This window comes from Buttiauxella massiliensis, assembly GCF_902500225.1.
GTDB classification, from domain to species: Bacteria; Pseudomonadota; Gammaproteobacteria; order Enterobacterales; family Enterobacteriaceae; genus Buttiauxella; species Buttiauxella massiliensis.
Genome location: NZ_LR722651.1, coordinates 280,462 through 307,384 on the forward strand (window position 1 = coordinate 280,462; position 26,923 = coordinate 307,384).

The 26,923-nt window shown below is 44.5% G+C and carries 23 protein-coding genes; 14 read left to right on the top strand and 9 right to left on the bottom strand.

The features are described 5' to 3' along the window. Nucleotides 1–116: 116 nt before the first annotated feature. Together GC128_RS07880 and GC128_RS07885 are read right to left on the bottom strand one after the other, a co-directional pair. Nucleotides 117–1,505 (bottom strand): DEAD/DEAH box helicase, encoded by a 1,389-nt coding sequence (locus GC128_RS07880; RefSeq protein ID WP_151993839.1) that lies wholly within the window; start codon nucleotides 1,503–1,505, stop codon nucleotides 117–119. After that, nucleotides 1,499–2,068 carry a hypothetical protein gene (locus GC128_RS07885; protein WP_151993840.1) on the bottom strand — a complete coding sequence of 190 codons (570 nt, stop codon included), beginning with the start codon at nucleotides 2,066–2,068 and terminating at the stop codon, nucleotides 1,499–1,501. Before GC128_RS07885 ends, GC128_RS07880 begins: the two co-directional genes overlap by 7 nt. Before the next feature lie 99 nt (nucleotides 2,069–2,167). Here GC128_RS07885 and GC128_RS07890 point away from each other — a divergent pair, with 99 nt between their 5' ends. Then, a complete protein-coding gene (locus tag GC128_RS07890) occupies nucleotides 2,168–2,479 on the top strand; it encodes a helix-turn-helix domain-containing protein (RefSeq protein ID WP_151993841.1) in 312 nt (103 codons plus the stop codon). Nucleotides 2,480–2,747: 268 nt separating this feature from the next. On the opposite strand, the gene GC128_RS07895 is transcribed toward GC128_RS07890, so the two are convergent. Further along, nucleotides 2,748–5,363: a TrlF family AAA-like ATPase gene (locus GC128_RS07895; protein ID WP_151993842.1), complete on the bottom strand. Its 2,616-nt coding sequence runs from the start codon at nucleotides 5,361–5,363 to the stop codon at nucleotides 2,748–2,750. 483 nt (nucleotides 5,364–5,846) lie between these two features. Here GC128_RS07895 and GC128_RS07900 point away from each other — a divergent pair, with 483 nt between their 5' ends. The 4 genes from GC128_RS07900 (at nucleotide 5,847) to GC128_RS07915 (ending at nucleotide 11,159) form a co-directional block, all read left to right on the top strand. Next, nucleotides 5,847–8,963, top strand: a complete 3,117-nt coding sequence (locus GC128_RS07900) for an SIR2 family protein (RefSeq protein WP_151993843.1) — start codon at nucleotides 5,847–5,849, stop codon at nucleotides 8,961–8,963. Nucleotides 8,964–9,708: 745 nt separating this feature from the next. Beyond that, nucleotides 9,709–10,161: an SgcJ/EcaC family oxidoreductase gene (locus GC128_RS07905; protein WP_034460571.1), complete on the top strand. Its 453-nt coding sequence runs from the start codon at nucleotides 9,709–9,711 to the stop codon at nucleotides 10,159–10,161. A gap of 322 nt (nucleotides 10,162–10,483) precedes the next feature. After that, a complete protein-coding gene (locus GC128_RS07910; RefSeq protein ID WP_064514700.1) occupies nucleotides 10,484–10,747 on the top strand; it encodes a hypothetical protein in 264 nt (87 codons plus the stop codon). A gap of 79 nt (nucleotides 10,748–10,826) precedes the next feature. After that, a complete protein-coding gene (locus tag GC128_RS07915) occupies nucleotides 10,827–11,159 on the top strand; it encodes a glycine zipper family protein (RefSeq protein ID WP_151993844.1) in 333 nt (110 codons plus the stop codon). Nucleotides 11,160–11,241: 82 nt separating this feature from the next. Here GC128_RS07915 and GC128_RS07920 read toward each other — a convergent pair whose 3' ends face one another. Next, nucleotides 11,242–12,198, bottom strand: a complete 957-nt coding sequence (locus tag GC128_RS07920) for a LacI family DNA-binding transcriptional regulator (RefSeq protein WP_134185908.1) — start codon at nucleotides 12,196–12,198, stop codon at nucleotides 11,242–11,244. Nucleotides 12,199–12,493: 295 nt separating this feature from the next. On the opposite strand from GC128_RS07920, the gene GC128_RS07925 reads away from it, so the two are divergent. From GC128_RS07925 to GC128_RS07940, 4 genes are all read left to right on the top strand, one after another. After that, the gene (locus GC128_RS07925; RefSeq protein ID WP_151993845.1) at nucleotides 12,494–12,808 is read left to right on the top strand and encodes a PTS sugar transporter subunit IIB; all 315 of its coding nucleotides are present in this window, start codon (nucleotides 12,494–12,496) and stop codon (nucleotides 12,806–12,808) included. A 12-nt stretch (nucleotides 12,809–12,820) separates the two neighbouring features. Further along, a complete protein-coding gene (locus tag GC128_RS07930; RefSeq protein WP_064561337.1) occupies nucleotides 12,821–14,146 on the top strand; it encodes a PTS sugar transporter subunit IIC in 1,326 nt (441 codons plus the stop codon). 31 nt (nucleotides 14,147–14,177) lie between these two features. Then, a complete protein-coding gene (locus tag GC128_RS07935; RefSeq protein WP_151993846.1) occupies nucleotides 14,178–14,480 on the top strand; it encodes a PTS lactose/cellobiose transporter subunit IIA in 303 nt (100 codons plus the stop codon). 185 nt (nucleotides 14,481–14,665) lie between these two features. Further along, entirely contained in the window at nucleotides 14,666–16,045 is a 1,380-nt protein-coding gene (locus tag GC128_RS07940) for a carbohydrate porin (protein WP_151993847.1), read from the top strand. Nucleotides 16,046–16,151: 106 nt separating this feature from the next. On the opposite strand, the gene GC128_RS07945 is transcribed toward GC128_RS07940, so the two are convergent. The 3 genes from GC128_RS07945 to GC128_RS07955 form a co-directional block, all read right to left on the bottom strand. Further along, on the bottom strand, nucleotides 16,152–17,348 hold the full coding sequence (locus GC128_RS07945; protein WP_151993848.1) for a hypothetical protein: 1,197 nt from the start codon (nucleotides 17,346–17,348) through the stop codon (nucleotides 16,152–16,154). A 309-nt stretch (nucleotides 17,349–17,657) separates the two neighbouring features. Next, nucleotides 17,658–19,295 carry an STY4199 family HEPN domain-containing protein gene (locus GC128_RS07950; RefSeq protein ID WP_151993849.1) on the bottom strand — a complete coding sequence of 546 codons (1,638 nt, stop codon included), beginning with the start codon at nucleotides 19,293–19,295 and terminating at the stop codon, nucleotides 17,658–17,660. 112 nt (nucleotides 19,296–19,407) lie between these two features. Then, on the bottom strand, nucleotides 19,408–20,826 hold the full coding sequence (locus tag GC128_RS07955) for an aminotransferase-like domain-containing protein (RefSeq protein ID WP_151993850.1): 1,419 nt from the start codon (nucleotides 20,824–20,826) through the stop codon (nucleotides 19,408–19,410). 177 nt (nucleotides 20,827–21,003) lie between these two features. Between GC128_RS07955 and GC128_RS07960 the strand changes: the two genes are divergently transcribed. Beyond that, the gene (locus GC128_RS07960) at nucleotides 21,004–21,177 is read left to right on the top strand and encodes a DUF1127 domain-containing protein (RefSeq protein ID WP_151993851.1); all 174 of its coding nucleotides are present in this window, start codon (nucleotides 21,004–21,006) and stop codon (nucleotides 21,175–21,177) included. Between the two features lie 82 nt (nucleotides 21,178–21,259). After that, entirely contained in the window at nucleotides 21,260–21,787 is a 528-nt protein-coding gene (locus tag GC128_RS07965; RefSeq protein WP_151993852.1) for a GNAT family N-acetyltransferase, read from the top strand. A 40-nt stretch (nucleotides 21,788–21,827) separates the two neighbouring features. On the opposite strand, the gene GC128_RS07970 is transcribed toward GC128_RS07965, so the two are convergent. Together GC128_RS07970 and GC128_RS07975 are read right to left on the bottom strand one after the other, a co-directional pair. Beyond that, nucleotides 21,828–22,073: a YdgH/BhsA/McbA family protein gene (locus tag GC128_RS07970; protein ID WP_064514721.1), complete on the bottom strand. Its 246-nt coding sequence runs from the start codon at nucleotides 22,071–22,073 to the stop codon at nucleotides 21,828–21,830. Nucleotides 22,074–22,248: 175 nt separating this feature from the next. Continuing rightward, a complete protein-coding gene (locus GC128_RS07975) occupies nucleotides 22,249–23,007 on the bottom strand; it encodes an SDR family NAD(P)-dependent oxidoreductase (protein ID WP_151993853.1) in 759 nt (252 codons plus the stop codon). Between the two features lie 119 nt (nucleotides 23,008–23,126). Between GC128_RS07975 and GC128_RS07980 the strand changes: the two genes are divergently transcribed. The 3 genes from GC128_RS07980 (at nucleotide 23,127) to GC128_RS07990 (ending at nucleotide 26,724) form a co-directional block, all read left to right on the top strand. After that, a complete protein-coding gene (locus GC128_RS07980) occupies nucleotides 23,127–24,026 on the top strand; it encodes a LysR family transcriptional regulator (RefSeq protein ID WP_151993854.1) in 900 nt (299 codons plus the stop codon). A gap of 55 nt (nucleotides 24,027–24,081) precedes the next feature. Then, nucleotides 24,082–25,149, top strand: coding sequence for an inner membrane protein YhjD (gene yhjD, locus GC128_RS07985; RefSeq protein ID WP_151993855.1), 1,068 nt, complete (start codon nucleotides 24,082–24,084; stop codon nucleotides 25,147–25,149). A 249-nt stretch (nucleotides 25,150–25,398) separates the two neighbouring features. Next, nucleotides 25,399–26,724: an MFS transporter gene (locus GC128_RS07990; protein WP_151993856.1), complete on the top strand. Its 1,326-nt coding sequence runs from the start codon at nucleotides 25,399–25,401 to the stop codon at nucleotides 26,722–26,724. Nucleotides 26,725–26,923 lie beyond the last annotated feature (199 nt).

Sequence of the window (26,923 nt, forward strand, 5' to 3'; positions counted from 1 at the left end):
TCGACGCCAATGATAGAACTTGTAGTTAACTTCAGAAAACTGGCCGCAGCAAGCCAGTTCTTATTTCTAATATCAATGACTATATTTTTACTGGCATTAAATATCGAACTAAAAAATTAAAGGCTTGAAAACAAAAATGCATCAATCACTTTTTGATATAGAGAGCCTATTTTTAGCTGTTTTGTTTGGTCTGAAATAGTAAAGCCTGAAGTATTCATTTCATTGAAATCCATTTTTAGACCTACCTCTCCAACTTTAGTTATACCATTTCTTTGCGTAATATCTGAAGATGTAGACTCAGCCCCATGTATTGGGAATGACCACTCATCCGATTGTAGTTGCAGAATCTTATAGTCTTCTGGTAAATCTTCGGCCAGCCTGTGAGAGAATAAAGTCAGTTCATCAGTAGCCATTGTAAATAACCAGGCTTCCTGATTTTTGCTTTGATTCACCCGTAGAATCCTGCCCAACACTTGCCTGAAGTAAAGCTCAGTTTTGACAATACTTAGGTGGCAGCAGACCTGGAGCCTGGGTATATCCGTGCCCTCGCTGATCATGCCAACACTAACAATCCATTCAGTAGCCGCTTGCCGATAATACGCTATCTTCGATAGGGCATCTCGATCGTGGTACGTCACAATTGTTGCGGTTTGGGCAAACTCGTTTTCCAAAATACTTAGTAGTTGGTATGCATGCTCTACTGAAGAAGCGACAACCAAACCACCCGCATCAGAATTAACTTTACGTATTTCACGAAGTTTTTCACATCCCGCTTTGAGTACATACCTCATTGCCTGCGGATGCCAAATTATTGATTGATACGAAGCGATGGTTTCACTAAGAAAATCGGCGATGGTACCAAAACGTTGAACTGTATCTTCTGATGAAAAAACTAAATTATTACTGTTTATCAGGACAATTTTAGGTTTACGACAAACACCATCAACAATAGCCTCATGTAGACCATATACATAGTCGCAACAGATCTCTCCATCCGGATCGGTGTAATGTGAAAGCACTATGGGCGTATTATCGGTTCGCCATGGAGTTCCAGTTAAGGCCAAAGTGTAACTGGCACATTGTTGAACTTGAGTAAGTATTTCCCCGCCCCACATGTTGGCATTATCCAACGAATCACCAGAACAATGATGAATTTCGTCGAAAACGACTAACACCCGATGTCTCTGCAAAGAGTCCCAGAAGCTCTTATCGAAATACATCAGACTATGATAAGTATACGCAGCTCCAACCGCCCCAAGACCGCCATTAAAGTTACTTTTTAGGAGATGGGAGAAAGTACTTTCAATGGATGAAACCACTGCAGATGAAGGCGCAAAACATATGATGAGATCTACCAGATTAAGCTCCAGCATTCTCCGGGCTACTTCAGCAGCCATCACAGTTTTTCCAGCACCCGGACTAGCAAGGCATAGGAAGTGCGGCGATCCAGACTGGTATTTTTCTAACGCTACTTCAGCGCATTCTTTCTGCCACTCCCTCAGCATACGCAATGCTCTTCGTTATGCAGACCAAGCACTTTCGATAAAGCAGTAACCCTGCCAAGCAAAGATGCGGACTGATTTTTTGCCTGCTGATAGAGATCCATAAAGCATCTCTTTCTACTGGGAAAACGCTCCATCAGAGACTGGTACTCTTCAATTTCACTAAGAATGACGGCAAGTTTGGCCTCATGGACAGTTTTTTCTTTCCTCAGGTCCACTAAGAAAAGATCGACATCCGAAACTGGAGGTTTCATTTCTTCGGGCACAGCTGTAAGGCGCGAGTTCCTGGGTAATTTTCTTGGCATGAAAGTCGTTGAATAAAAGCTTTCCGTTTTCTTGTACAAGTTCTTCGAGCGCCCACTACTATTTTCAATTTTATAAATGAAGCCCAATGCCTCCAGCCGGAGAAGTTGTCGGCGGATGAATTTTCTGGCTTCTGTCACATCTGCATACTCATCTGTAATCTTCAGCAAAGCGTCCCTGAGATGGATAGCACCGAACTCATCAAAATCTTTTTCTATCAACAAATTATAAATATACGGGTGCAACTTCACTGCAGACTTCATTATTAAAAAATCCAAACGAGTAAACTTAGAATTGCTAAGTATACAGAAACCAACGAAACTTAGACAATCTAAGCACTCTAAGGCAATGATGATGACTACGTGGCTCACCCAAACCCGATACCTGAAAGGCTCAAAGCAGCCAGGACAAAAGCCGGGATCACTCAGAAGGAATTGGGTATCCGAATTGGCATGGAGCCAAGTTCAGCGAGTGGCCGCATGAATCATTATGAGAAGGGGAGACATACTCCTGACATTGATACTCTCAAGCGTATGGCTGATGAACTTGGGGTACCGATTAACTACTTCTTTTGCGAGAATGAAACGACAGCGGAGTTAGCTCGTCTGATCGCTAACATGTCAGAACAGCAGCAAGTTGAACTAATTAACATCTTGAAGAAAAATCATCTTTAAAAAAGCTCCTTTCTACAGCAGTCTGCAAAACAACCACGTACTGGCAAGTTTCTACTGGCTGTATAGGGCGTCTTCAGAATCCATCTTTGCGCAGGGGATCTCCCCCGCATAGGTACTTGGCTCAGGGCTGATGGTATCTATTCTACGGAATCTATAATGTTACGAAATTCCATGGGTAGTAATGTTATGATTTATTGGATATTCTCGATAGAGAACCATCGTATATAATTATTAAACACCACACATACGATGGTAATCATTCTATTATCTAAGCATTCCAGCCATCATAGACCTGCTTCCTACGCTCAAATGCTTCCTTACCACCTTCCATTATAGCCACAATGCGCTGTTGCATGATGGCACTATCAATACTCCCTCCTTCGGAAGTGATTTTTTCATTCGAAAATACACAGGCCTGAACATTTTCAGCATCACCAAGCACGGGAATGTTGGCATTATGAGTAGCAAAAATGAACTGAGTTTCAGGTTTGAGTATCCGAATCAGTTTGATCACATCCTCATATATAGTCTGGTTATCAAGATCATCTTCAGGTTGATCAATCATTACCACATCGTGTTCCTGTTGGCTCAGGATGAAAAGCATTAGTGCTGATGCACGTTGCCCCAGCGAATGTTGGTGCAACGGTTTATCACGATATGTGATGGTGTAGCTATTCGGAACTTGCCAGCCCAGCAATTCTTCTGGTTTTTTTTCAAGGTAATTTTGAAAGGTCCCCCTGGAGGCAACTGGTATCAATCCCTGAACGTTTTCATCCAGCCATAAGGCTCCGAAATTTTGATATGGTTCGATAACTTTACGAAGAGTGGTCTCGCGCATATTACTGCCTTGGAAAACTTCCTGTAGCTGCGCAAGCATAGCATCCTTATCCGACTGGAATTCTGGAATGATATTGACTGGAGAATCGCTGTTGTTGATGGCTGAAAGCATTTCGCAAATAGCCTCATATTCTTCAGTCCATAACTCATTGAGATTTTGCAATGAAGAGGCAAGTGAATCATTCAGTTCAGTACGAATATCTTCACTCTTTGCAATATCGGCAAGATTTTTCTGGGCTTCATCTATCAACGTTGTTAGCTGTCGATATTCGGTAGGGCTGATGGATTTTGCTCCCACAGTCTGAAGGTGCTCAGAAAGCTGACGTTCAATTTCAGCAAATTCCTCTTTTAGAGAGGACTTCATTGTACGAAGCTCTTCCAGTTTTAACCCGAGTTCCGCTAAACTAGATTTTCCTTTTATTACCACGGCCCGAATCGTTTCTATATCTGATATTACTTTCTGCGCAGTCTGATAAAAGCTTTCAAAAAAGAGCTTATTTTGCTCCGATTCATATGAAAGATTTTCGCATAATTCAACCTCATGTTTCTCCAGCAATTCATCAAGCTGCTCGAGATACGTTTTAGTAGTTTCAATAACTAGGGCAATATGACGCTCATCGCGATCAAATCCAGTTTGTTTCTTAAGCTTATCTTCCACTCCATGTTGCTGATAGAAAGTGAGCTGATGCTGAGCATCTTTTAGTTTATCTTCCCATTCCTGTTTCTGGTCCGATGTCCGGTCAAGCCGCTTTATCCTAGTAAGAGTTTCTGTCACTGTATCTTTGGCCGCTTGTATCCGGCTGCGAATATCAAGCAATGTATCTCCAACCAGTTTTTCAATGAGATCCTTTTCAAACCCGTCACCGGTACTGGACAAATCCTTCTGACCAAAATAGATAGGCTTATGGAGAACCGTTTCACGAATAGAGAGCCCTGGTTGGTGATTTCCTCCAATATATACATCCGGTTTTTCACCATATATTCTTCTGATTTCATAAGGCTGGCCGCGGCGACAAACAGCATTTACAGTAATTTTACCTCCGCTACTGAGAAGATTAGCGACCAATCCGTCTTTGTAACCTGTATCCATGGCTTTATCGCCAAAAGGGATATCCAGTGCATAACGGATTCCCTCAAGAATGGATGACTTTCCACTCCCGCGTATCCCAATCAATGTATTCAGTTCTGGCGAAAAGTGAATTTCAGTGCCACCCAATACGCCAGTGCCTTCGAAAGTAACTTTTGTAATGTGGCTATGTTTTAGTGAAGGTAATTCAGTTTTTATTCGGCTCTGCTTTTCTTGCAGAGCGAACTTAACTGCCTGGAAGCTAAAATCACCAATTTTCAAGTAGCAAGATTCTGGTCTAGCTGACATATCATTCAGATTTTTTGCATCGCAACCTTCTACCTCAGCAGGGTATTTTTTCTTCAGCAGGCCTTCAAAAATACTCCTCTTATCCCTAGTTCTGACTTTTTGAAAACCCAGAACCCGGCGATGTACACAATCCTGACCAAGCAGGGTTAAAATGCGGCCTGGTGATAACTCTTTCCATAAGCCTTTGTCGGCTTCTACATGTGCGAAGACGATGAAATAATCCTTGTCAAACTTATCAAGCTCTCGGATAGTGTCAGGGAGATCATGATTTGAGTGAGAGTTTTCGTTTTCAGCATTCCTTACACCTGCAAATGTGACGTCCAAAAAGTCCTGTATGTAGTTTTCATTTTCTTTGTTGAGTATCCACTCGTCAGAAAAAACGACCAGAACATGTACGCCTGAACCACCATCTTTGACTGATAGTTCTACACCCGGAAGCAATCCGATGTTGGATTCTCTAGCTTTTTTCCTCAGCGCTTTAAATTCCAAAATCGAAAACTTATTGTGATTCGTAATAATACCCATTCCGATATTTGCCGTTTGCATGGCATTGATATAATCGGAAACAAAGCGGTCATCATTCCCTTGGTAACGAAACTCTTTGTCGGCTTTGGTATGAAGGTGGAAGTCAACCTTAAGCCAGCGACTCCCATTCTGAAAACTATCAGCCATTAATTTTTCCTCGAGTTACAAAGCTACTCCTGACTTCCAGTGGCAGCAAAAATACTTCCCCTATATCGTAATCCTCTGATTCTGCGTGGTCATCATTTGGCATCAGAATTTTCTGGGTACTTAGCTCAGGTCACAGAAATTTTGTTTTTTCACACTGTAACGCCAACCAACTAACGGATACAGGCGCTTGAAAAGTCGCTAGCTAACTGAAATTGACGGACTATAGTTTGACGTCGTTCTTTTGGCGTGACAGAGTTTCAACTATCGGGTGAGAGGCGAAGTATCGACTAACCATAACCACAGTCATCTCAGTGATGTCAGTCTTGTGGACTTCGAAAAGGCCTCTTCATGGGGACAGAAGATGTCTGCGAATGCGGGGAACTCCAATAATAGGTTGATTACAAAATGAATCATTTCCTAAGTTTGGAAAAAACTGAAATTATAGAGAACCGTCTCACCAAACTAAACAATCATAGGTGTTAAATGGCTATTACACTGTACGAATATAAAGACTTGGTTAAATCATTGGTAACAGATATAAAAAGGTCAAGAAGTATCTCATTCTTAATTGGTTCCGCAATGAGCTACGATAACGGAAAAGGTTGTCCTAATGTTAGTTCAATGCTAAAAGTAATAAAAGAATATCTTTCCGAAATAGATATGCTTGATCAAGAGGCATTAGATATTTTGAACCTAAATAACACTGATGCATATCAAAATATTTATGAATATATATTTAAAACCGGAGGTAATCAGGAGGATATTAAAATCCTAATGAGTCGGTATATGGATATTGCCAAAAATAAAACAACCAGTGAATGGGAATTAACCACTGGCATATGTGATTTTGCAAAATATGTATCTGCATTTGGAGCAAAAGTAAATAACGTTTTGACCACAAATTTCGATCCATTTATTGAAGTCGCACTTGAAAACTCAGGTAAAAATACATTAACGCACTCTTTAGAATATAATAGCAACATTAACAGCGTGCTGAACATTAATTTAAAAAATATTAATATATTGCACCTTCATGGCTATTTTGAAAATGATACAATGCATACAAAAAGTCAGTTGGAAAGTGTTAGGCCAAAAGTTAAAGAGTCAATAAAAAGCATACTTTCAACAACGTCGAGTTTATATGTTTTGGGATATGGTGGCTGGGATGATATATTTATCAAATCCCTTGAAGATATTGTCGAAGAGTTTGACGCATCTTATAATATCCGATGGGCTTTTTACTCAGAAAGTGATGGTGACATATTACACAATAGCAAAAAAATTCTAGATATTGTTTCTCCCGCCATCGCTAAAGGAAGGTTCCATCCTTACAAAGGTGTAGATTGTCATAAATTATTTTCTGACGTAAACTCAGAACTATTGAGTGTTAATAATTTTGAAAAGGATATTACACTCGTAAAAAAGAATAAAGACACGGATGTCTCAACTATAAATATTAATGATGTATTTAATCCTAAAGCAAAAAAAATAGATGATAAATTAGTCATTACACCTTATGACTTACCTACAGATAAGTCTCATGATCTAATAAGATTATTTGAACAATATTCAGCAAATAAATATCTTTCGGAGCAAAGAGGCTTTGTTCTCGAAAGTGGTTGGGGGTACGGTAAGTTTGGTTTTTTATCATCCATAATTTTATCCGACGATGAAGATAAAATTATTGTTCGTACTGACTTTGCTAAAATCTGTAACAGATGTGATGCGGAGTTAAAAATTATAGATGATATAGGGCTGGATATATCTACTCTTCTAGCGTTAAGTTTCAAAAAACCATTATACATTATTATAGATAATATAGATAATCCTGACGCATCTTTATTAGTTTACCTCAATGAGATTTCTACTCTTGTAAGTGATGCGGGGAACAGTACACATGTTATTTTTATCACAAATAAAACACTTCAACTATCTTTCGAAACAATAGTATTAAAGCCCCTTGATATAGATGATATTAAGGAATATATATCAAACTCCTCATCTAAAACTAAACTCCAAGGAAATGAAATTGATAAACTTTATGTACTAACTTCTGGCATTCCTGCAAAGCTTGATAAAGTCCAAGAATATCAAGCTCTTGGGGTCATGCCCCTATCAGACATACTTGAGGAGGAATTAATCGAAGTTAGTCCCGAAAGGCTGACAGAAAATGTACCACTCCATCTGCTTGAATTGGTTGATTCATTAGAGAACTCAGCTAATTCCGTGAACAAAAGATTATTTCACTTATTAACTATATTTTCAGTGCTGGAGTGTGGTGAAAGTGTAAAAAACATAAAGAAACACTTTTATGAAAACAATTTTAAGATTGATGACTTCTCAAAACTTTTAAATATGACTCTAGTCAAGTCAATTACAAAAGAGGATCACAGGTTAGTTGTCTTAAAAATAAACCCTCTCATAAAAGATTATATCATCTCAAAAATGACAGAGGGTAAAATAAACTCTATAGTACATAACTCGATGGGGCTAATTTATGGAGAAGAGTGGTCTTCTATATCAATAAGAATCAATCCAACTATTAAATCAATGCAACATTATCAGGATTTTTTCCCTGGCAATGCTCATATACTTACCATTCATTATTTGAAATATTCATTACAGAACAATTTAGAGATAAAACCTAAATTAATTAAAATATGTGTTGCATATTGCATGTATTTAATCAACAAGGACAGATTTAAAGAGTTAGCTAGCTTTTCTGAAAGCGTTTATAATATAACTAAGCATAGTGACTTGGAGGAACGATATGAAATATTATATTATTATTCCGAAAGCATGAGAATGATTGATAATGAAAAAATAACCGTATCGTTATTAAAAAATATTTTAAATGAGGATCGTGAAAAACTAAATATTTCTAACTTCTTATATAACAAGCTTTTTTCAACTTATATGCTTGCACTGTCAGCTACAGATGAAAAAGAATCATTAACTGTAGCAACGAAACTCCTAGATCTTGCCCCTCGTCATTCCAGTGCATATTACCAGGCTCAAAACATAATTATATCGGCCTCTAAATTCAATAAAGCAAAAATATTAAATCTAAAAAAACTTGAAAGACAAGCACGAAAAGATGGATGCACACTTGTAGCAAATAATATTTGCCTTGAACTCGTTGTTCTTCTAAAGAATGAAAATGATAAATATCTTAAATCAGTTCTGGATACTGAAGATAGCACATACACAAGAATCCGTGCACTTCTCACTTATGCACGAAAATTGCTAGACACTACGCCCGAGAAAATACTTTCCACTGGAATTCTTCCATCAATTGTTGATGCTTATAGATATCTCTTTTTACAACGAATTGCTCTATTTGATAAATGTCATGATTTAATTTGGGATGTGTTTAAGAAATTTGCAAGATTTCCAGATTTATATCAGATCTATAGAACAAGTTCCATTTTATGGAGGTTAAACGGTGACGCATCGAAAGAATATAAATATGCAAGTGATTTAATCATGCTCGCAAATTCAGGAGGAAATGATGAGGTTGAATATGTTAACTTTGTAAATAAGCGCTTTAAATATCTTGAACAAAACAAAGAAATATTGAAGATAGAGGTCAGAAAATAGCTAACATTCGACTGCCCTTTTAATGCAGTTATTTCTCAACTAAAAGGGCTAGACTATTTATCTCATCTTATATCTTGTAGGGAGCTTGCTCTGTAGAGCATAAGAAGTATATTAGAAGATAAAACTACGGCTTTGGTTCAATTGTACAGTTTGCTTTTTTTACATGTAAATCACCGTTGAGGTTTAGATGTCAGTATTAAGAAAACACTGTACATCTTGATTGCTTATCTTCCGCAGCGATCCAGTTCCGATAGATATTTCACCACTCAAGGTGATATCTTTTCGAACGCCTCAGACAGTTGCCGGCTAAGTGAATCTAGTGCCGGTTACGCGATTCTGGAAAAAATAGAACTTAAGTTAAATTAAACCACTTTTCCCTAAAAGTTCTGGAAAATTCTGTGGCATGCCCCCAACTCAGTACTGACAGCATTTTCCAGAATTTCTACGCAGTAAAAGTGTGGTAGTAAAACGTTACTATGAGATAGTTAATCTCGAAGTCATCGAATCTAAAAAAACTGACTGTAACAGGTCAGTTTTTTTATGTGTTTTTTCCAGGAACACTATTCAGCTAAAAGTTGATTCATTGCGGTTTCAAGTCATCGGAACGCTTGTTTTTGCCACCCCTTGAATGATTTACGTAGGTTATAGTAATGAAATGTAACTATACATAAATCATATCGTATATCCACATTATTATTGGTAGTTTGATTAACAGGAAAAACACAGCATAAACAAAGGGATAATAATGAAAAAGGTACTCGGTATTGTCGGTTCACTGCTTCTTGTTTCAGGCTCTGCAATGGCTACCACAGCGCCTGACTGCGTCAAAGTGGACAAAGCGCAGATCGAAGGGTTGTTTGATAAATGGAACGATTCCCTGCAAACCGGCGATGCTAAAAAAGTAGCAAATAATTATCTGAGCGATGCAGTATTGCTGCCGACTGTTTCCAATAAAGTCCGCCTGACTGACGCCGAGCGAGTTGATTATTTCGAACACTTCTTAGAGAAGAAGCCGTTTGGCAAAATTGACAGCCGCACCGTGCGACTGGGTTGTAATAAAGCGGTAGATGCCGGTACTTACACCTTCACCTTCGCTGATAAATCCAAAGTCTCAGCGCGTTATACCTTCACTTACGCGTGGGATGGTAAAGAGTGGAAAATCTCTACCCACCACTCTTCTGCGATGCCAGAAGCATAAAAACGGGTAGACAGTCCCGCCAGTATTTCAGTTGAAGCCTCCGCCATGCGGGGGCTTTTTCTTTGCGTGATCATTCAAAAAACAATGAAAGATGAAAAGAATTTGCAGCAAAGAAAAGAAATAAAGCTCTAATAATCAAAAATGCTAAATCATTAATTTTCATATATATGTGAGATAAAATTAAAGGAAGGGCAAAGAAAAAAATAATTTAATTTATTTGTTTACATTTAGACATAACTGGTAGAACTATACTATAAATCTTAGGACCGTTTGAATTGAAATATTCATCTCGCACATTGTTTACCCCCCTAGGATTTACCTCATGAATAATAAATCATCGACGCTATTAGGTGTTCTGGCTGGTGTAATTCTGCTGTCGACGTTTTCTATCAGCAATGCCAATGCCACTCAACAAGGCCAGCAACGCCGCGAAGCGCGCGATACTCGCCAGGATACTCGTGAGGACTCTCGCCACGAGAAGCGTGAATGCGTTACAAGTGATGATAAAAGCAATCACGATTGCCGCCAGGACAAACGTCAGAATAAACAGAATGGTCGTGAAGAAGCTCGCGATATTAAATATTAAACATCTCGTTAGCTATTCAGAATAGAATATTTGTTAGGCGCATAACATTGCGTATCTTTATGTCCAGGAGGACTCTTTTTTGAAAAAATATATCCCAGCCTTGTTACTTTTAACTTTCGCGTTTTCAGGCAATGTATTTGCTATTGATAAAACATCTGGCGGTGCATTAGCCGGTGCTGCAATTGGTGCGGCAACAGGCAAAGACGTGAAAAGTACGGTAGGTGGTGCAGTTATCGGCGGTGGTACCGGAGCTATGTTTAAACACGGAAAAACAGGTAAGGCCGCTCGAACTGGTGGTGCAATTGGTGCCGCAGTGGGGGGTGTTGCTGCAGCGGCAACCGGCAACAGCGTGCTAAAAGGTGCCGCAGTTGGTGCTGGCGGTGGCGCTCTGATTGGTGAAGCGACGCATTAATCCACTGTTTGTCTAAGAGAATATTCAAAAATCCCGGCATCGTTAGATGCCGGGATTTTTAGTTTCTGGTCTTTGTAGAAGTTTACTTTCTACCGGCCATGTCAGGAATAATCAGATCCCCACGCAGCACGTTCGAACCCAGTGCACTTTTGGTTTTCTCGGTTAGCCACGCAACAATTCTTGCCGCCATCGCATCCATGGAATACTCAATGGCCGGAATAGTCGGAATGCCTGGCAAATGCAGTGACCCGGCGAGGCTAAACACCATAATGTCTTTCGGCACGGATTTATTAAACGCCTGCAACTGCGGAATAATGCGCTGCGCTTCTTGCTCATCGGCCACAAGTAACGCGTTGAAATTCAGCGTGGTGCTGTTATTAAGCAGCACTTGCAGCGCAACCGAAGAAGAGGTTGAGTCCATAAAAATCAGGTTACGGTTAAACGGCAGGAAATTGTTTTCCAGCGCACGTTTGTAACCCAGCAGGATTTGGTCAACGGAACCGCATGAGTCAGGGTTAATCACGGCAATCTGCCTTCTCCCCTGTTTAATCAGGTAATTACAGGCAGTTTCCGCAGCAAATGCGTGATCAAACTGAATGCTGTTGCTGGAGTCGACATCCACACAATCCACCAGAATGACATTCTCATGGCTGATATTGAGCGGGAAACGGGCACCGATAACCAGCACGTCATCGCACAGGCCGCAGGTCAGCTCATCAAGCGCGTGCAACACCTCGGTTTTGCTATTGGCAAAACGCAGCAACAGGTGTTTTTGATGCTGACTAAGGTGTTTCTCAAGCGCGTACAGGTAACCCGTGGTCTGGTTAATATTGTCCTGCGCACAAATCACGCCAATACAGCCCGTTGACTGGCTAAGTAAGGATTGCGCGATAACATTCGGCCGGTAATGCAACTCTTCCACCGCTTTAAGCACGGCCAGACGGCTTGCTTCTTTCACCCCACGAGATCCACTCAATACCCGTGATACTGTGGCTTTAGACACCCCAGCTAAACGCGATACATCATTGATTGTAGACATCATTTTCCTTTATCAGGCTCTGGCTTATGCCTGTCATCCTAAATACAGCCCTGGCTCACATTCTAACCAGTTTTAAGTATAGTCTTTTCGGTTTTCTATGGAAACCGATTTTCCGCATGATGTCCAAACCGCACCTCAACCAGATAATTTTGTGATGACGATCCAATAAGCAAAGCCTATAAACGCTGGATATTGATGAGTATCACAGATCTGTTGGCTGCGGATGGAAAACGGTTTCCATAAAGTATCAAATCATTTCCGCAATACTTTATTTACATTTTGAGGATGAGTGTTAATGGTCAAGATCATGTTGTGTTGTTCTGCCGGAATGTCCACCAGCCTGCTGGTCAGAAAGATGCTGAGCGTGGCAGAAGAACGAGGAATGCCTGTTGAAATAGAGGCTTACGGTGTCGCTGAATTTGATGTGCAGTTTCCGCGCTACCAGGTGGTGCTGCTCGGGCCGCAAGTGAAATATATGTTAAGTACGCTCTCAGAAAAAACCGCCCCTCACGGCATTCCCGTTCAAGCCATCGACATGATGGATTACGGCATGCAACGTGGCGATAAGGTGTTGGATTATGCTTTGTCGCTTATCGAAGCGGCTCACTAAAAGGTGGTTCATATGAGTTCGCTATATCAATCAATGGTGACGGTGATTGAGCAATCCATCACTCCGCTGGCAGGTCGTCTGGGGCAACAAAAGTACGTTATCGCCATTCGTGATGGGTTCACCGCAGCCCTGCCGTTTATGATTATCGGCTCCTTTATGCTGGTATTTATTTTCCCACCGTTCTCAGCCGATACCACCCTTGGTTTTGCCCGCGCGTGGCTGGATTTTTCACAGACTTACCGTGAACAACTGATGTTGCCGTTTAACTTGAGTATGGGCGTGATGACGTTCTTCATATCAGTCGGGATTGGCGCAAGTCTGGGGCGGCAGTTTAATCTCGACCCGGTGATGTCCGGTTTGCTGGCCTTTATGGCGTTTTTGCTGGTTGCTGCACCGTACGCTGATGGCAAAATCTCGACTCAGTACCTTTCAGGCCAGGGTATTTTCACCGCGCTGATTACGTCGATTTACTCCACGCGTATTTACGCCTGGCTTAAAGAACACAAAGTCACGATTCGTCTGCCAAAAGAAGTGCCGACAGGCGTTGCGCGTTCATTTGAAATTCTGATCCCGGTGGTGGTGATTATCGGCACGCTGCACCCGCTGAATTTATTCATCGAAGCGCAAACGGGCATGATTATGCCGCAAGCGATTATGCACCTGCTGGAACCGCTGGTTTCCGCATCGGATTCCCTGCCCGCTATTTTGTTGTCTGTGTTGTTGTGCCAGATTTTCTGGTTCTCAGGCATTCATGGCTCGCTGATTGTTACCGGCATCATGAGCCCATTCTGGATGACAAACCTTGCTGCAAACCAGACTGCGCTCGCCGCTGGTGCTGCATTACCACACATTTATCTGCAAGGTTTCTGGGACCACTATTTATTGATTGGTGGCGTCGGCTCCACTCTGCCGTTGGCGTTCTTATTACTGCGCAGTAAAGCCACCCACTTACGCACCATTGGTAAAATGGGCATCGTGCCAAGTTTCTTTAATATCAACGAACCGATTCTGTTCGGCGCACCTATTATCATGAACCCGTTGTTATTCATTCCGTTTGTTTGCGTACCGATGGTCAACGCCGTTCTGGCTTATACCGCCACAAAACTGGGTTGGCTGGCGCAAGTCGTTTCCCTAACGCCGTGGACGACACCCGCACCGATTGGCGCTTCGTGGGCAACAAACTGGGCCTTTAGCCCGGTGGTGATGTGCTTGATTTGCATGGTCGTTTCCACCTTGATTTATCTGCCATTCCTGCGTGCTTATGAGCGTTCATTGCAGAAAACAGCCGTGGAAAATGAAGCTCGTTCACCTTTGACAGAAACGGCTATCAGCAATTAATAATCGCCGTCTAATAAATTTGGGAAAAATGATGATCGAATTAGAAGAAGCCGTCATGGAAATTATTATGAATGCCGGGCAATCACGCAGTCTGTGTTTTGAAGCACTGCATTCTGCACGACAGGGAAATATTGAAGAAGCCAAACTGCTATTACATGAAGCTGATGGTTACGCCCGTGAAGCCCATAAGATGCAAACTAAATTGATTGAACAAGATGCCGGTGAAGCTAAGCAACCCATGACATTAATTATGGTGCACGCGCAAGACCATTTAATGACATCCATGCTGGCACGCGAACTTTCGAACGAAATCATTCATCTTTATCAACGCTAAGTATTACGTAAAAACAAAAACTATTTAACCTCTGGCACGGAGAAACAATTACGTAAATAATTTTAATTAAGTCCAATCCGATGAAAGTATAAAAATATAAATCTGCTTTGGCCATAGAGTCGCCTCTATTAATCCAGAGCAGGATATTTATTGTCTGAAAAATAAATTACTAAATTGAGATTATAATGAAATTAATTAAACAGCTTCCATTAACAATGGCGGTCATCGCCGCGCTTTGCCCAATTTCTGTACTCGCACAAGAACCAATGTCTCAGGAACAGATCGATCAAATAGTGGCGAAAGCAGTCGACAAAGCACTGGCCGACCGTGATGCGAAAATTGAAGCGGCACGACTCAAAAGAACCGATACCCTAGTTACGCCGCAAGTTCCCACTACGCCAGATAAGGCTGTTCCATTGGGGCTTAAATTCACCGGCTATGCGCGTTACGGTGCGCATTTCCAGGCAGGCGATCAAAAATATATTGGCGTTGATGGTTCCTATAACGGCTCCTCCGCGATCGGTCGTTTAGGTAACGAAGGCAATGGCGGCGAATTCCAGCTCACCAAAATCATAAAAGCCGATAACGGGGCCATTTGGGACATCGGCGTGATGATTGACCACTGGGGTGATGAAGTTAACCTGAAAAAAGCCTACGCGGGCGTCACAAATCTTTTTGAAGCACAGCCAAATGCCTATTTCTGGGCGGGTCGTGACTTCCACCAGCGTCCACAACAAGGCATCAACGACTACTTCTGGATGAACCATGACGGACAAGGCGCGGGGGTGAAAAGCCTCGATCTCGGCTTTGCACAACTGGACATGGCAGCGGTTGCTTCGGTGGAGCAGTGTAATCCTGAAATGATTGAAGATGGCGGCAACCCGTCGCGTATCTCTTGTACGGGCGGCTCCGGCACTGGCGACAAAGGCAACTACGCGGCAACGTCAAAACTGCATGGCATCAAATTCGGCCCGATTGATTTCGAGCTGTACGCCAACTATGGTTTTGACTCCAAAGCCATTGATAGCGACGAACGTTCCAAAGCCTGGCAAGCCGCGGTGGTGTTAAGCCACACCGGTGAAAATAGCCTGAACAAAATTATTGCCCGTTATTCTGACCACTCGGATAACAGTGTTTATAACAAAACCAATGGCCTGCACACCGTGTATACCAGCTTCGAAGGGAACTATAAGTTCACTCAGCAAGCGCAGGTGGAATATCTGTTGGCCTTCCACGATTACGATAATGACGAGCAAACGCTCGATAACCGCCGCAACTACGGTGCCATCGTTCGCCCGATGTACTTCTGGAACGACATCCATTCAACGTGGCTTGAAGCGGGTTATCAGCGCGTAGATTATGAGAATGATGGTGATAACAAAGGCTGGAAACTGACGCTGTCGCAGAACATTTCTATCGCGATGGGGCCGGAGTTCCGCCCGATGCTGCGCTTCTACGTCACCGGCGGTCAGGTGGAGAACAACCACACCACGCGTGTCGCAGGGCAGGATAATACGCAACTTGATTCGTTCAACATGGGTGCGATGTGGGAAGCCTGGTGGTAATCTGACCTGCACCATATCTGATCCAAGTAAAAACCATCTGCATTGCAGATGGTTTTTACTTGGATCAGATATAAAAAAGCCTGACCTCTTTGATGTATCAGGCTTATTAATCATAGTTGGCAATTATCTCTACAACTGCACTTGCAGGTCCAAGCTCGACGTCTTCATTATTAAGGCGAAAAAAACGCGCAGCCATTTTTATATGTTGAGTCACATTCTCGCCTAAATTATAACTTCGGGATTCATAGTTCGAAATTGTTTCAGCAGCCAGAGTGGTATTAAATACTACCGGCTTAGCAGGTATACCCTCACCTGGCGGCTGAGTTGACGCATCTCCCCAAGCCAGTTGTACGCCATAACCCTTTGCCCCCGTTCCATCAAATGCAATAACCCCTTTGCTACTGTCTTTAATTTCAGTTCTGGGAACAACCTCAATATTTAGCCCACTGTTTTTGATCGCGGTCGTTCTTATACCACCAAGCTGATTATCGCCCACTTGGGCTATGATCCCGCTTCCCCATGCTGGCGGGCATCTCAATGTGAAGCTTGCATCTACCCACGAAGAAACCGGATCAGGGATCGCTCCATGATTATAGTTACCTAAGTACACGCTTACATTGGCGAAAGTACAGGTAGCTGGATAAAGATTTAGCCCGCCAGTGAATGAAATATAGTTTGCCGTCCAACTGCGAGGAAGCGGTGCTGGGCCAGTACCTGCCTTAGAATCCGGGCTTATGGTGTCAGGTGGATAAACCATAATTGCCAGTACATAACTTGGCCCCGTAAATGCCAGAACCCCACTGCTGTTGGCTTCCCCTAACGGGCCAGGAATTCGCCAAATTGTGACCATCGGTGTTGACCATTCATTCGTACTTGTCGCCCTCTGATAAGTCCGGCGAACATCAGGTGAAATGGCATTGAGTGAAGGAGTTGGGTTTGGAACTCGGCTCCACAAGGTGTCATTAAATGACATACCAATCCCACTCAATGATGTGGGAAAAATTAAATAATCAATACCATCATCTGAATGTCTAATCGGCTCTTTGCCATTAACAGGTATCGCATAATAAACAACACTCCATGGCCCTTTATCACAATAGAGTGTAACACTCCCTGCATTCATCGATTCATAGGTATAAAGCTTGGTATATATTTTCCCACCAACAATCGTCTTGTCTTTTGGCTCATGGTACGGCAGTGCTATCGCGGTTGGGGCTTTTCCTCGTTCACAAGTAATCGCAGCAGCATGGACTTGTGTTCCACAGAAAATGTTAGCCAGAAGGAATGTTATGTATTTATTCATAGGATATACCGGTAGAGGTAATTAGTGAAACCGCTAATAGAAAATGAGTGTAATTATAATATTTTCAGGCTCACAGCCTATAACAAAAATATATCTACTGTATTTGAGAAACTTACTCTTTTTAGTATGAAAATCTTACTTCTAATACCGAATATGTTTTCCCGTACATTTATTCACTTATACATACCATAAATAATTCGAGTTGCAGGATAAAAGGCTTTGGCATTTTGAACAGCACATACGCTGACCCCGAGGGGCGAGGCCAGAGAGTGAGTAAACGCAGCCTAAGCCCCCCTTTCTCAGAAAAATTTAGCTGCGCATCGCATTGTATATTGCCTGCTGAATTCGTGCCTCTTCCGGGTTCACTACTTCAGTCTGTGTGCCCTGAGCTTTGGCTCCATCCTGACGCGTCTGCCAGGCAGCCTTGCGAAGCAGCGCTCTTTCCAACTCCTCTTTTTGCCGCTTGATAGCATCCGGCGAGCTGCAAAAGGTTTTCAAAAACTGTTTCCGTAGTGAAGTCAGGCTTTGCCCGTCGTGCATCGCCTGACTCATGGTTCTGATCATGCGCCGGCATGGCCGGTCTTCATCCATCTGCGATCGGTACTGCAGCAAAGTATTGAGCGCATCGCGGTAATCTCCCGCCAATGCCGATTCGGTGAAATAGACTTTCCAGTTCATCCCCCCTTGCATAAACAGCCGTACGACAGTGGTATCGCCGCGTTCGATTGCCGAGCGTAAGTTGCCTTCATCCCATGTGATTCCGATATCTGCCAGCTTTTCACGCGCGCTTTCGGTTTCCGGGAGAGAATCGATCATTGTGATTTTGACTGGCGTATTTTTCGCAACGGCAGGTTTATTGGTGACATCACTTAAAAAGTACATACCAAAAATGGCAGCGCTGATCACTGCCACTCCCGCCATGCACCACATCAGCATCAAAAACGTTTCGCCGGAGTCCTGCTTTCTTTTGGTATTACGCAACTCAGGCCGTTCGATAGCATCGCGCACCTCTTCGGTATCGCGTCCGGTTGCCTGGTATTTTTTCTGTGCCTGCATGAGCCAGGCCTGTAATTGTGAATCATCGGCAGCCAGAAGCATCGCCGGATTCACCTTCGTTCGCCCCTCATCGAATGCGCGCTGAATGGCGTCGCTACTTTCCTGATAGTAACTATCGAGCAAGGTGAGTTGTACGGAAGTGAGGGGCTGCTGTTGAACCAGATCATTGCGAATTTCACGCACATCGTTGAGAAACGTTTGCAGTGTTTTGCGCTGATCTATCAGTAAGCTTAGTTTCGAAGAGTGCTGGAATAGCCCGGCGTAATGGTTCGCGTACTCTTTTTTATCGACCACCATCAAGGCCAACTCGCTAAAGCGCATCCCACTTAGCACATCGCCACGTTCGCCATTTTTCAACCAACGACGGACACAATCAGCACCAAACTGCGTTTTCAGCTTATGCACTAACTGTGATTGGCTGGCATAGCTTTGATCAACCAGACCTTTAAGCATCAGTTCCAGCGCACGCATCTGGCGTGTCGCTTTATATTTCTGAGTATTATCATTATTTTCGATTTCGGTGGAATAGCCAAGCAAAGGCTGCTTTGCACGCACCAGTTCGAGATAACTCACAAAGCGTAATGCCGCGATTAGCTGGTTATGGCTAACTTCCTGGCCGCTTTCATATTGCGGCACCAGTTGCTGTAGATGACGTAGCAACAGCGTGAAATGTGAAATCTCAGCATCATTAAGATTTAATCGTTTTGCCACCGCCATCCAACTTCCCAGCGCCAGACGGGCTTGCTCAAGCTGTTGAAAAAACCATTGCGGATCTTTGCCTTCACTGGCTTTGATGGTGAGAAGTGGCAGGATTTGCAATGACGCCTGGCGAATCACACTCAGGCAAGTCTCGAACTTTTCCCGCATCAGCAACTGTGCAGCGCTGGTCATGATTTTCCTTTCAATTAAAAACGCATGTACACCTGGCATGGATACACACCGCCATGAGGCGCAATTTTATCTCAGATGGGTAACAGTCTATGGCTTTAAAAGAGTAGGAGAATTAACCATTTTCAAAAACATGCCCGATGATCTCGCCCATATTACGCAGCGCGGTTTCAGTCTCGGCATTGAACGGCAATGCATAATTCAGCCGCATACAGTTGCGATATTTCCCGGAAGCCGACAACAACGACCCCACCGCAATACGGATATTGTGCTGACGCAGCGTTTCGCTGATAGGCACGATATCAATATGTTCCGGCAGCTCAATCCACATCAGGAAACCGCCCTGTGGCCGAGAAACACAGATGCCACATGGGAAATAGTGGCGCACCCAGCAGGTGAATACATCCAGGTTGCGCTGATAGTGCTGGCGCATACGCCGTAGGTGGCGATGGTAATGACCGTTACGCACAAATTCCGCGACCGCCATTTGAGTAAAGGTCGTAGAACTGCCAGTCACGATATATTTCATATGCATGGCGCGGTCAAAATAGCGCCCCGGCACAATCCAGCCCACGCGCAGCCCCGGTGCCAGCGTTTTTGAAAATGAGCTGCACAACAGCACCCGTCCATCCACATCCAGCGATTTAATCGTCATCGGGCGCGGGTATTCATACGCCAGTTCGCCGTAAACATCGTCTTCAATAATGGCGATATCAAAGCGTTGCGCGAGGTTCAGCACCGCTTTTTTACGCACATCTGGCATGATAAAACCGAGTGGGTTATTGCAGGTTGGAACCAGAATGACCGCTTTAATCGGCCACTGTTCGAGCGCCAGTTCCAGCGCTTCCACACTGATGCCCGTTTCGGAATCCGTTGGTATTTCAACCACTTTAATACCAAATGCGCGCAGCATTTGCATGGTGCCGTGGAAGCATGGCGATTCAACCGCCACAATGTCTCCTGCTTCGCACACGGCACGAATCGCAATCGACAATGCTTCATGGCAACCGGTGGTCACCACAATATCGTCTGGTGTGACGACACAGCCGCTGTCGAGCATCAAACGTGCGATTTGTTCACGCAGCACCTGCTTACCGTTAATGCAGTCATAACCCAAAATTTCGGGTTCCTGATGCTGCACAATGCGACTCATTTCACGCCATAGCGGTTTAATCGTTGCCTGGGTGACATCGGGAAAACCGCTGCCAAAAGCTATACTTCCGGCATCTTCCCTTCCGGTTAATTGTTCCAGCACCGCATCCCATTGGGTAATCTCTACCGGGCGCTGTGCCGGGCGAGTGAGAGGCGGAACGGGTGGCTGAGATTTTTGCGGCGCCACAAAGTAGCCAGAGCGCGGCTGCGGGGAGATGAGCTGGCGGTCTTCAAGAATATGATAGGCCTGCTGTACGGTGCTGATACTGACGCCGTGTTCGCTACTCAGGTTGCGCACTGAAGGCAGACGTTCACCACTGCGATACAAGCCTTGTTCAATGCGTTCTGCCAGCAAAGTGGCAAGATGTTGGTAACGCGTCATGCTGTATCCTCTTAATTCACCATACAGACAGAAAAAGCAGTACAGATTTATGGAAAAACCACCATTCAGATCTTGTTTTAGCGTGTCTGTATGTTAAATAAAAGTTATTTTTGAGCCTGCCTGCAATCTGTATGACGGCGCATGATAGACCTCGTCAACACGATGAGGAGCAACACCATGGGCTTTGAAGAGAACCGTCCGCACAAACCGTTTTATGGCTTTGTGATGATTTACCGTTATTTGCGCCAGAGATGGTTAAACCGCCAGACAGCACGCACGTTGCAAGGATTGAACAAGGAACAATTACGAGATATTGGGCTGACATGTGATGATTTATCGCACTGGAAGTAACCCTTAATAACGGCGCATAAATATGGCGCCGTTAATTTTGATATGTAATGTTTATGTGTACCCACACATAAGAGCGATCAATATGCTTTCACTCTCCACGCCACGACTAAATTTAACCCAAATTACCGAGCAAGAATGGCCGTTCTTTTTGCGCTTACAGCAAGATCCAGACGTGATGCGCTATGTTTCCGATGAACGACGAGAAGCTGAGGTTCGCCAGATTTTTAATTCACGCCTTGTACGCTGGGAAACGCATAGTCGACACTGGCTTTGCCTTGTCATGCGCGACAGACATAACGGCACGCCTATTGGCTTTACTGGGTTTGTGCGTGGCGATGATGAAATGGCAGAAGTGGGGTTTATTCTCGATCCCATTTTTCACGCGCAAGGCTACGGTTATGAATCGCTTCATGCCGTGTGCAAATTTGCCTTTGAGAAGTGCGCGATCCGCAAACTGACAGCAACAGTCACGGTAGGGAATATCGGTTCGAAAAAAACGCTAGAAAAAGCCGGTTTTCAGCCGGAAGGGATACTGCGAGAAAACTATTTTCTTGCTGGAACCTGGCAGGATGACTGGATATTTGGTTTGTTACGCAGCGAGTTCAGATAAAACACGGGCCGCACAACGGCGGCCCATACAGCGTGAATTCTTAGTTATACATCTCGGCAACACCAAACACTTTGTTATCGCCACCAGCAGAAATGATGCGGATTGATTTCGCACCAGCCTGCTCAGCTTTTGCTTGCAGTTGTGCCTGTAGGCTATCGATATTCGCAGCACCGCTCACTGAAACTGTACCGATTTTCTGGCTTTCAACAGATTGAGTGGTTGCAGCAAAACTTGAGAATGAAGCAGCCAGAGTCATAACTACGGCAAAATATTTGATGCTTTTCATAATGTATATCCTTGAGATTTTTTAAGTGAGAAAGCTTACTCGCTTTCGATTTGATAAGAATAATGCCGTATCACAAATGGTGATAGTGGAATGATTCGCTCATATCATTCAGTATTTTTGATTAATATCCAACAGGCGAGAGTGAGATGAATATCACCCCCGCAAATGCCCTTTCTTATAAGAACATTCCACCAGAAACTTCAATGCGCTGCGCATTCATCCAGCGGCTTTCATCACTGAGCAGCACAGCAATTGCATCACCAATATCATCCGGCTGCCCGACACGCCCTAATGCCGTTTGCGCAGCAATGGCATTCGCCACCTGTTCGTTGTCACGCACTGCACCACCACCGAAATCAGTCGCAATTGCACCCGGTGCGATAATGTTCACCGAGATCCCACGCGCACCCAACTCTTTGGCCTGGTACTTTGTTAGCACTTCCATCGCCCCTTTCATTGCGGCATAAGCAGCTTTCCCTGGCAGTGCAAAGCGCGTCAGGCCAGTCGAGACATTCAGGATACGCCCACCGTTTTTAATCAATGGCAGCAAGTGCTGAGTCAGGAAGAATGGTCCTTTAAGATGGATGTTCATTAAATCATCAAACTGCTCTTCTGTTGTTTTTTCGAACAGCGCATCAAGGCCTGTTCCAGCATTGTTCAGTAAATAATCAAATGAATCGCGCTGCCATACATCATGTAGCTGCTGTTTCACTTCTTTTGCAAAGGCTGAGAACCCTGCACTTTCGGCGACATTCAATTGAATTGCCACAACTTTTACGCCAATTAGCTCAATTTCGCGAACAACATTTAGCGCCTCTTGCTGCTTGCTGTTGTAGGTCAGAATAATATTCACGCCACGCGCGGCAAGCTTCAATGCTGCGTTTTTACCTAATCCACGGCTGCCGCCGGTCACTAATGCGATTGTTTGACTCATGATTTGCCTCGTTGATAACTGTCAGGTGATTGAGATAGAGCTTATTAGATGCTACAAAATCAATAAAGACTGCCAATTAAGCATCACTGTTTCACCCACAACAACAATAAGGAAAAATAGTGGATAAAATACAAGCAATGCAGCTATTCATTAGAGTGGCTGAACTGGAGAGTTTTACTCGCGCAGCCGATTCTCTGGGCCTACCTAAAGGTAGCGTATCGCGTCAGATTCAGGCGCTAGAAGGGGTGCTAGGAACAAGGCTATTGCATCGCACCACGCGTCGGGTACAACTCACCCAAGATGGAATGGTCTATTACGAACGCTGCCGCGATTTACTCGCTAACCTGGACGAATTAGATGGGCTTTTTTTACACGACCCCAAAAGTGTTAGCGGGCGTTTGCGCGTGGATATGCCGGTCGGCGTGGCTAGAAATTTAGTTATTCCCAAACTGCCCGCATTCTTGCAGCAATATCCAGGTATCGAGCTGGAATTAAGTAGCAGCGATCGCATGGTCGATGTAGTGCGCGAAGGGTTCGATTGCGTTATTCGTGTTGGGCACCTTAAAGATTCGGGACTGGTGGCGAGACCGCTTGGGAAACTGACTTTAATTAACTGTGCCAGCCCCGATTATCTGGCGCGCTTCGGTTATCCGGAGAACCTTGACGATCTCGCCTCTCACGCCGTGGTGCATTACGCACTCAATCTCGGCAACCGACCGCAAGGGTTTGAATTCCTGGAAGATAAAAACACGCGCTGGGTAAAAACGGGTGGTGTGATAACGGTGAATAGCACCGAAACGTATCAGGCGGCATGCCTTGCCGGGCTTGGTATCATCCAGGTACCTCGTATCGGCGTAAAAGAGTTACTCAAGAGTAAAAAACTGGTGGAGATCCTGCCGCAATATCGAGCCGAACCGATGCCGGTTTCCCTGCTGTATCCACATCGCCGTAACCTTTCACGCCGCGTTCATTTGTTTATGGAGTGGCTGACGGGACTGGTTAAAGGGTATGTGGACTAGCACCAGGCTATAATTTCGTGAAGAGCTTGTTTTATCTAAAGGAAAAAATAACCTGATGACTACATCGGATAACAGCGAGAAACGCCCAACTGAATCGCTCGATTATGAGCCTATCGCCAAATTTCAGACGCAACCCAAACCCGAACCTGCTGCTCCCGAGAAGCCCGATGAATCGGAGCCGTTGGTCAATATCAAGACAAAAAACGAGACGGTTAATCATACGATTGCCAGTGTCAATAAAGCCGCGAAACGCCCGATGGTCGCGCATCTGTTACGTGCCACCGAACGGTTTAATGACCGCATGGGCAATCAGTTTGGCGCAGCTATCACCTATTTTTCGTTCCTGTCACTGATCCCGATTTTGATGGTGGCGTTTGCCGCCGCTGGTTATATCCTCGCCTCGCATCCCACACTGCTGGAAGAGATTTTCGAAAAAATCCTCATCAACGTTAGTGAGCCAACGCTTGCTGCCACGCTGAAAAGCACCATCAATACTGCGGTGCAACAGCGTACAACCGTTGGCCTGGTCGGGCTGCTGATTGCACTCTATTCCGGTATCAACTGGATGGGGAATTTGCGTGAAGCGGTGCGTGCTCAGTCGCGCGATAAGTGGGAAAGGAATCCACAAGATCAGGAGAAGTTCTGGGTAAAGTATCTGCGTGATTTAGTGTCGCTAATTGGTTTGTTGGTGGCGTTGATTGTGACACTTTCTATCACGTCGGTTGCCGGTTCAGCCCAGGCATTCCTGATAACTCTTTTGCATCTCGACGGTATCGAATGGTTAAAACCGGTTTGGCATTTAGTCGGGTTAGCGATCTCTATTTTTGCTAACTACCTGCTGTTCTTCTGGATTTTCTGGCGTCTTCCACGCCACCGCCCACGCAAAAAAGCTCTGATCCGTGGCACATTGATTGCGGCAATTGGTTTTGAGGTTATCAAAATCATCATGACCTACAGCCTGCCAGCGCTGATAAAATCCCCCTCCGGCGCAGCGTTTGGCTCTGTTTTAGGTCTGATGGCCTTCTTCTATTTTTTCGCCCGCCTGACGCTGTTTTGTGCCGCGTGGATTGCCACCGCACAATACAAGGATGACCCGAGAATGCCGGGTAAAACTCAAAGTTGATTGATAACAGGCTGGTACAAGATAACGTTTCAGCACATAAATCCAGCCTGTAACTTTTATTTAACCTAAAAGCAGTTTTATTCGCTGATTTTTTAAATATGAGAAGCACGACGTGGATATTTATTTTCTGGACTAAAAATTATCCTCTTATTGCGCGTTAATCGCACAGCGAGGGAGGCAACCTCGCGTTGAAATGCGCCTTTTGCTATGCGTAATATGGCTTTCGTTCGCTATAAATAAGAAAAATCTATGCAAGCCACCATCGCTGATTCAATCAATACCGAAACTGACGCCACACCCGTCAACTCACGCGGAAAAGTTGTCGTTGCCTCGCTTGTCGGCACCGCCATCGAATTCTTTGATTTCTATATTTACGCTACTGCTGCGGTCATTGTTTTCCCGCATATCTTCTTCCCGCAAGGCGACCCAACCGCTGCCACGCTACAGTCGCTGGCAACGTTCGCTATTGCCTTTGTTGCACGACCAATTGGTTCCGCGCTATTTGGCCACTTTGGCGACCGCGTAGGCCGCAAAGTGACACTGGTGGCATCACTTCTGACAATGGGTGTTTCAACTGTGTTGATCGGCCTGCTGCCGAGCTACGAAACTATCGGCGTGCTGGCACCAATGTTGTTAGCACTGGCGCGTTTTGGGCAGGGCCTGGGTCTGGGTGGCGAATGGGGCGGCGCGGCATTGCTCGCAACCGAGAACGCACCACCACGTAAACGTGCACTGTACGGCTCTTTCCCACAGTTAGGTGCACCAATTGGCTTCTTCTTTGCCAACGGCACCTTCCTGCTGCTCTCATGGCTCTTAACCGACGAGCAGTTCATGTCCTGGGGCTGGCGCGTGCCGTTTATTCTTTCTGCTGTGCTGGTGATAATCGGCCTGTATGTGCGTGTTTCTCTGCATGAAACGCCAGTGTTTGCCAAAATTGCCAAAGCGGGCAAGCAGGTGAAAATACCGCTTGGCACACTTCTGACAAAGCATTTGAAAGCGACCGTTATCGGCACCTTTATTATGCTGGCGACTTACACACTGTTTTACATCATGACGGTCTATTCAATGACCTTCAGCACTGCGGCAGTGCCTGTTGGTCTTGGCTTCTCACGTAACGATGTTTTGTGGATGCTGATGATGGCGGTTATTGGTTTTGGTGTGATGGTGCCGATTGCGGGCTATCTGGCTGATAAATTTGGCCGCCGTAAGTGCATGATTGTGATCACCAGCCTGATGATTGTCTTTGCTTTAGCTGTGTTCCAGCCGCTGTTAGGTTCCGGTAACCCAACGCTTGTGATGGCGTTCCTGCTGATTGGTCTGAGCCTGATGGGATTAACTTTCGGGCCTATGGGCGCACTGCTGCCAGAGTTGTTCCCGACCGAAGTGCGTTATACCGGGGCATCGTTCTCGTATAATGTGGCGTCAATTCTGGGTGCGTCTGTGGCGCCGTATATCGCCACCTGGTTGCAGGCAAATTACGGTCTGTTCTATGTCGGCTTGTATCTTGCAGCGATGTCCGCGATTACGCTGATTGCGCTGTTGGTGTCGAAAGAGACGCGTCATTTGTCGCTTTAGGTTTTTCACCCTCCCCACTAAAGGCTTTCTCTTATAACCATCTCGCTCTGGCAATCTATCAGGGCGAGATCTGTAAGATGAGAGGTTTTTCCGTTCACCCGAACGTCTGGCGACTTCTGCAACCATTGTTAACGGTGAACGTATCAAGGAGAGAACGCCCTCTCCTTGATAATCCTGGCGCCCGGTCATTAAATTGCCG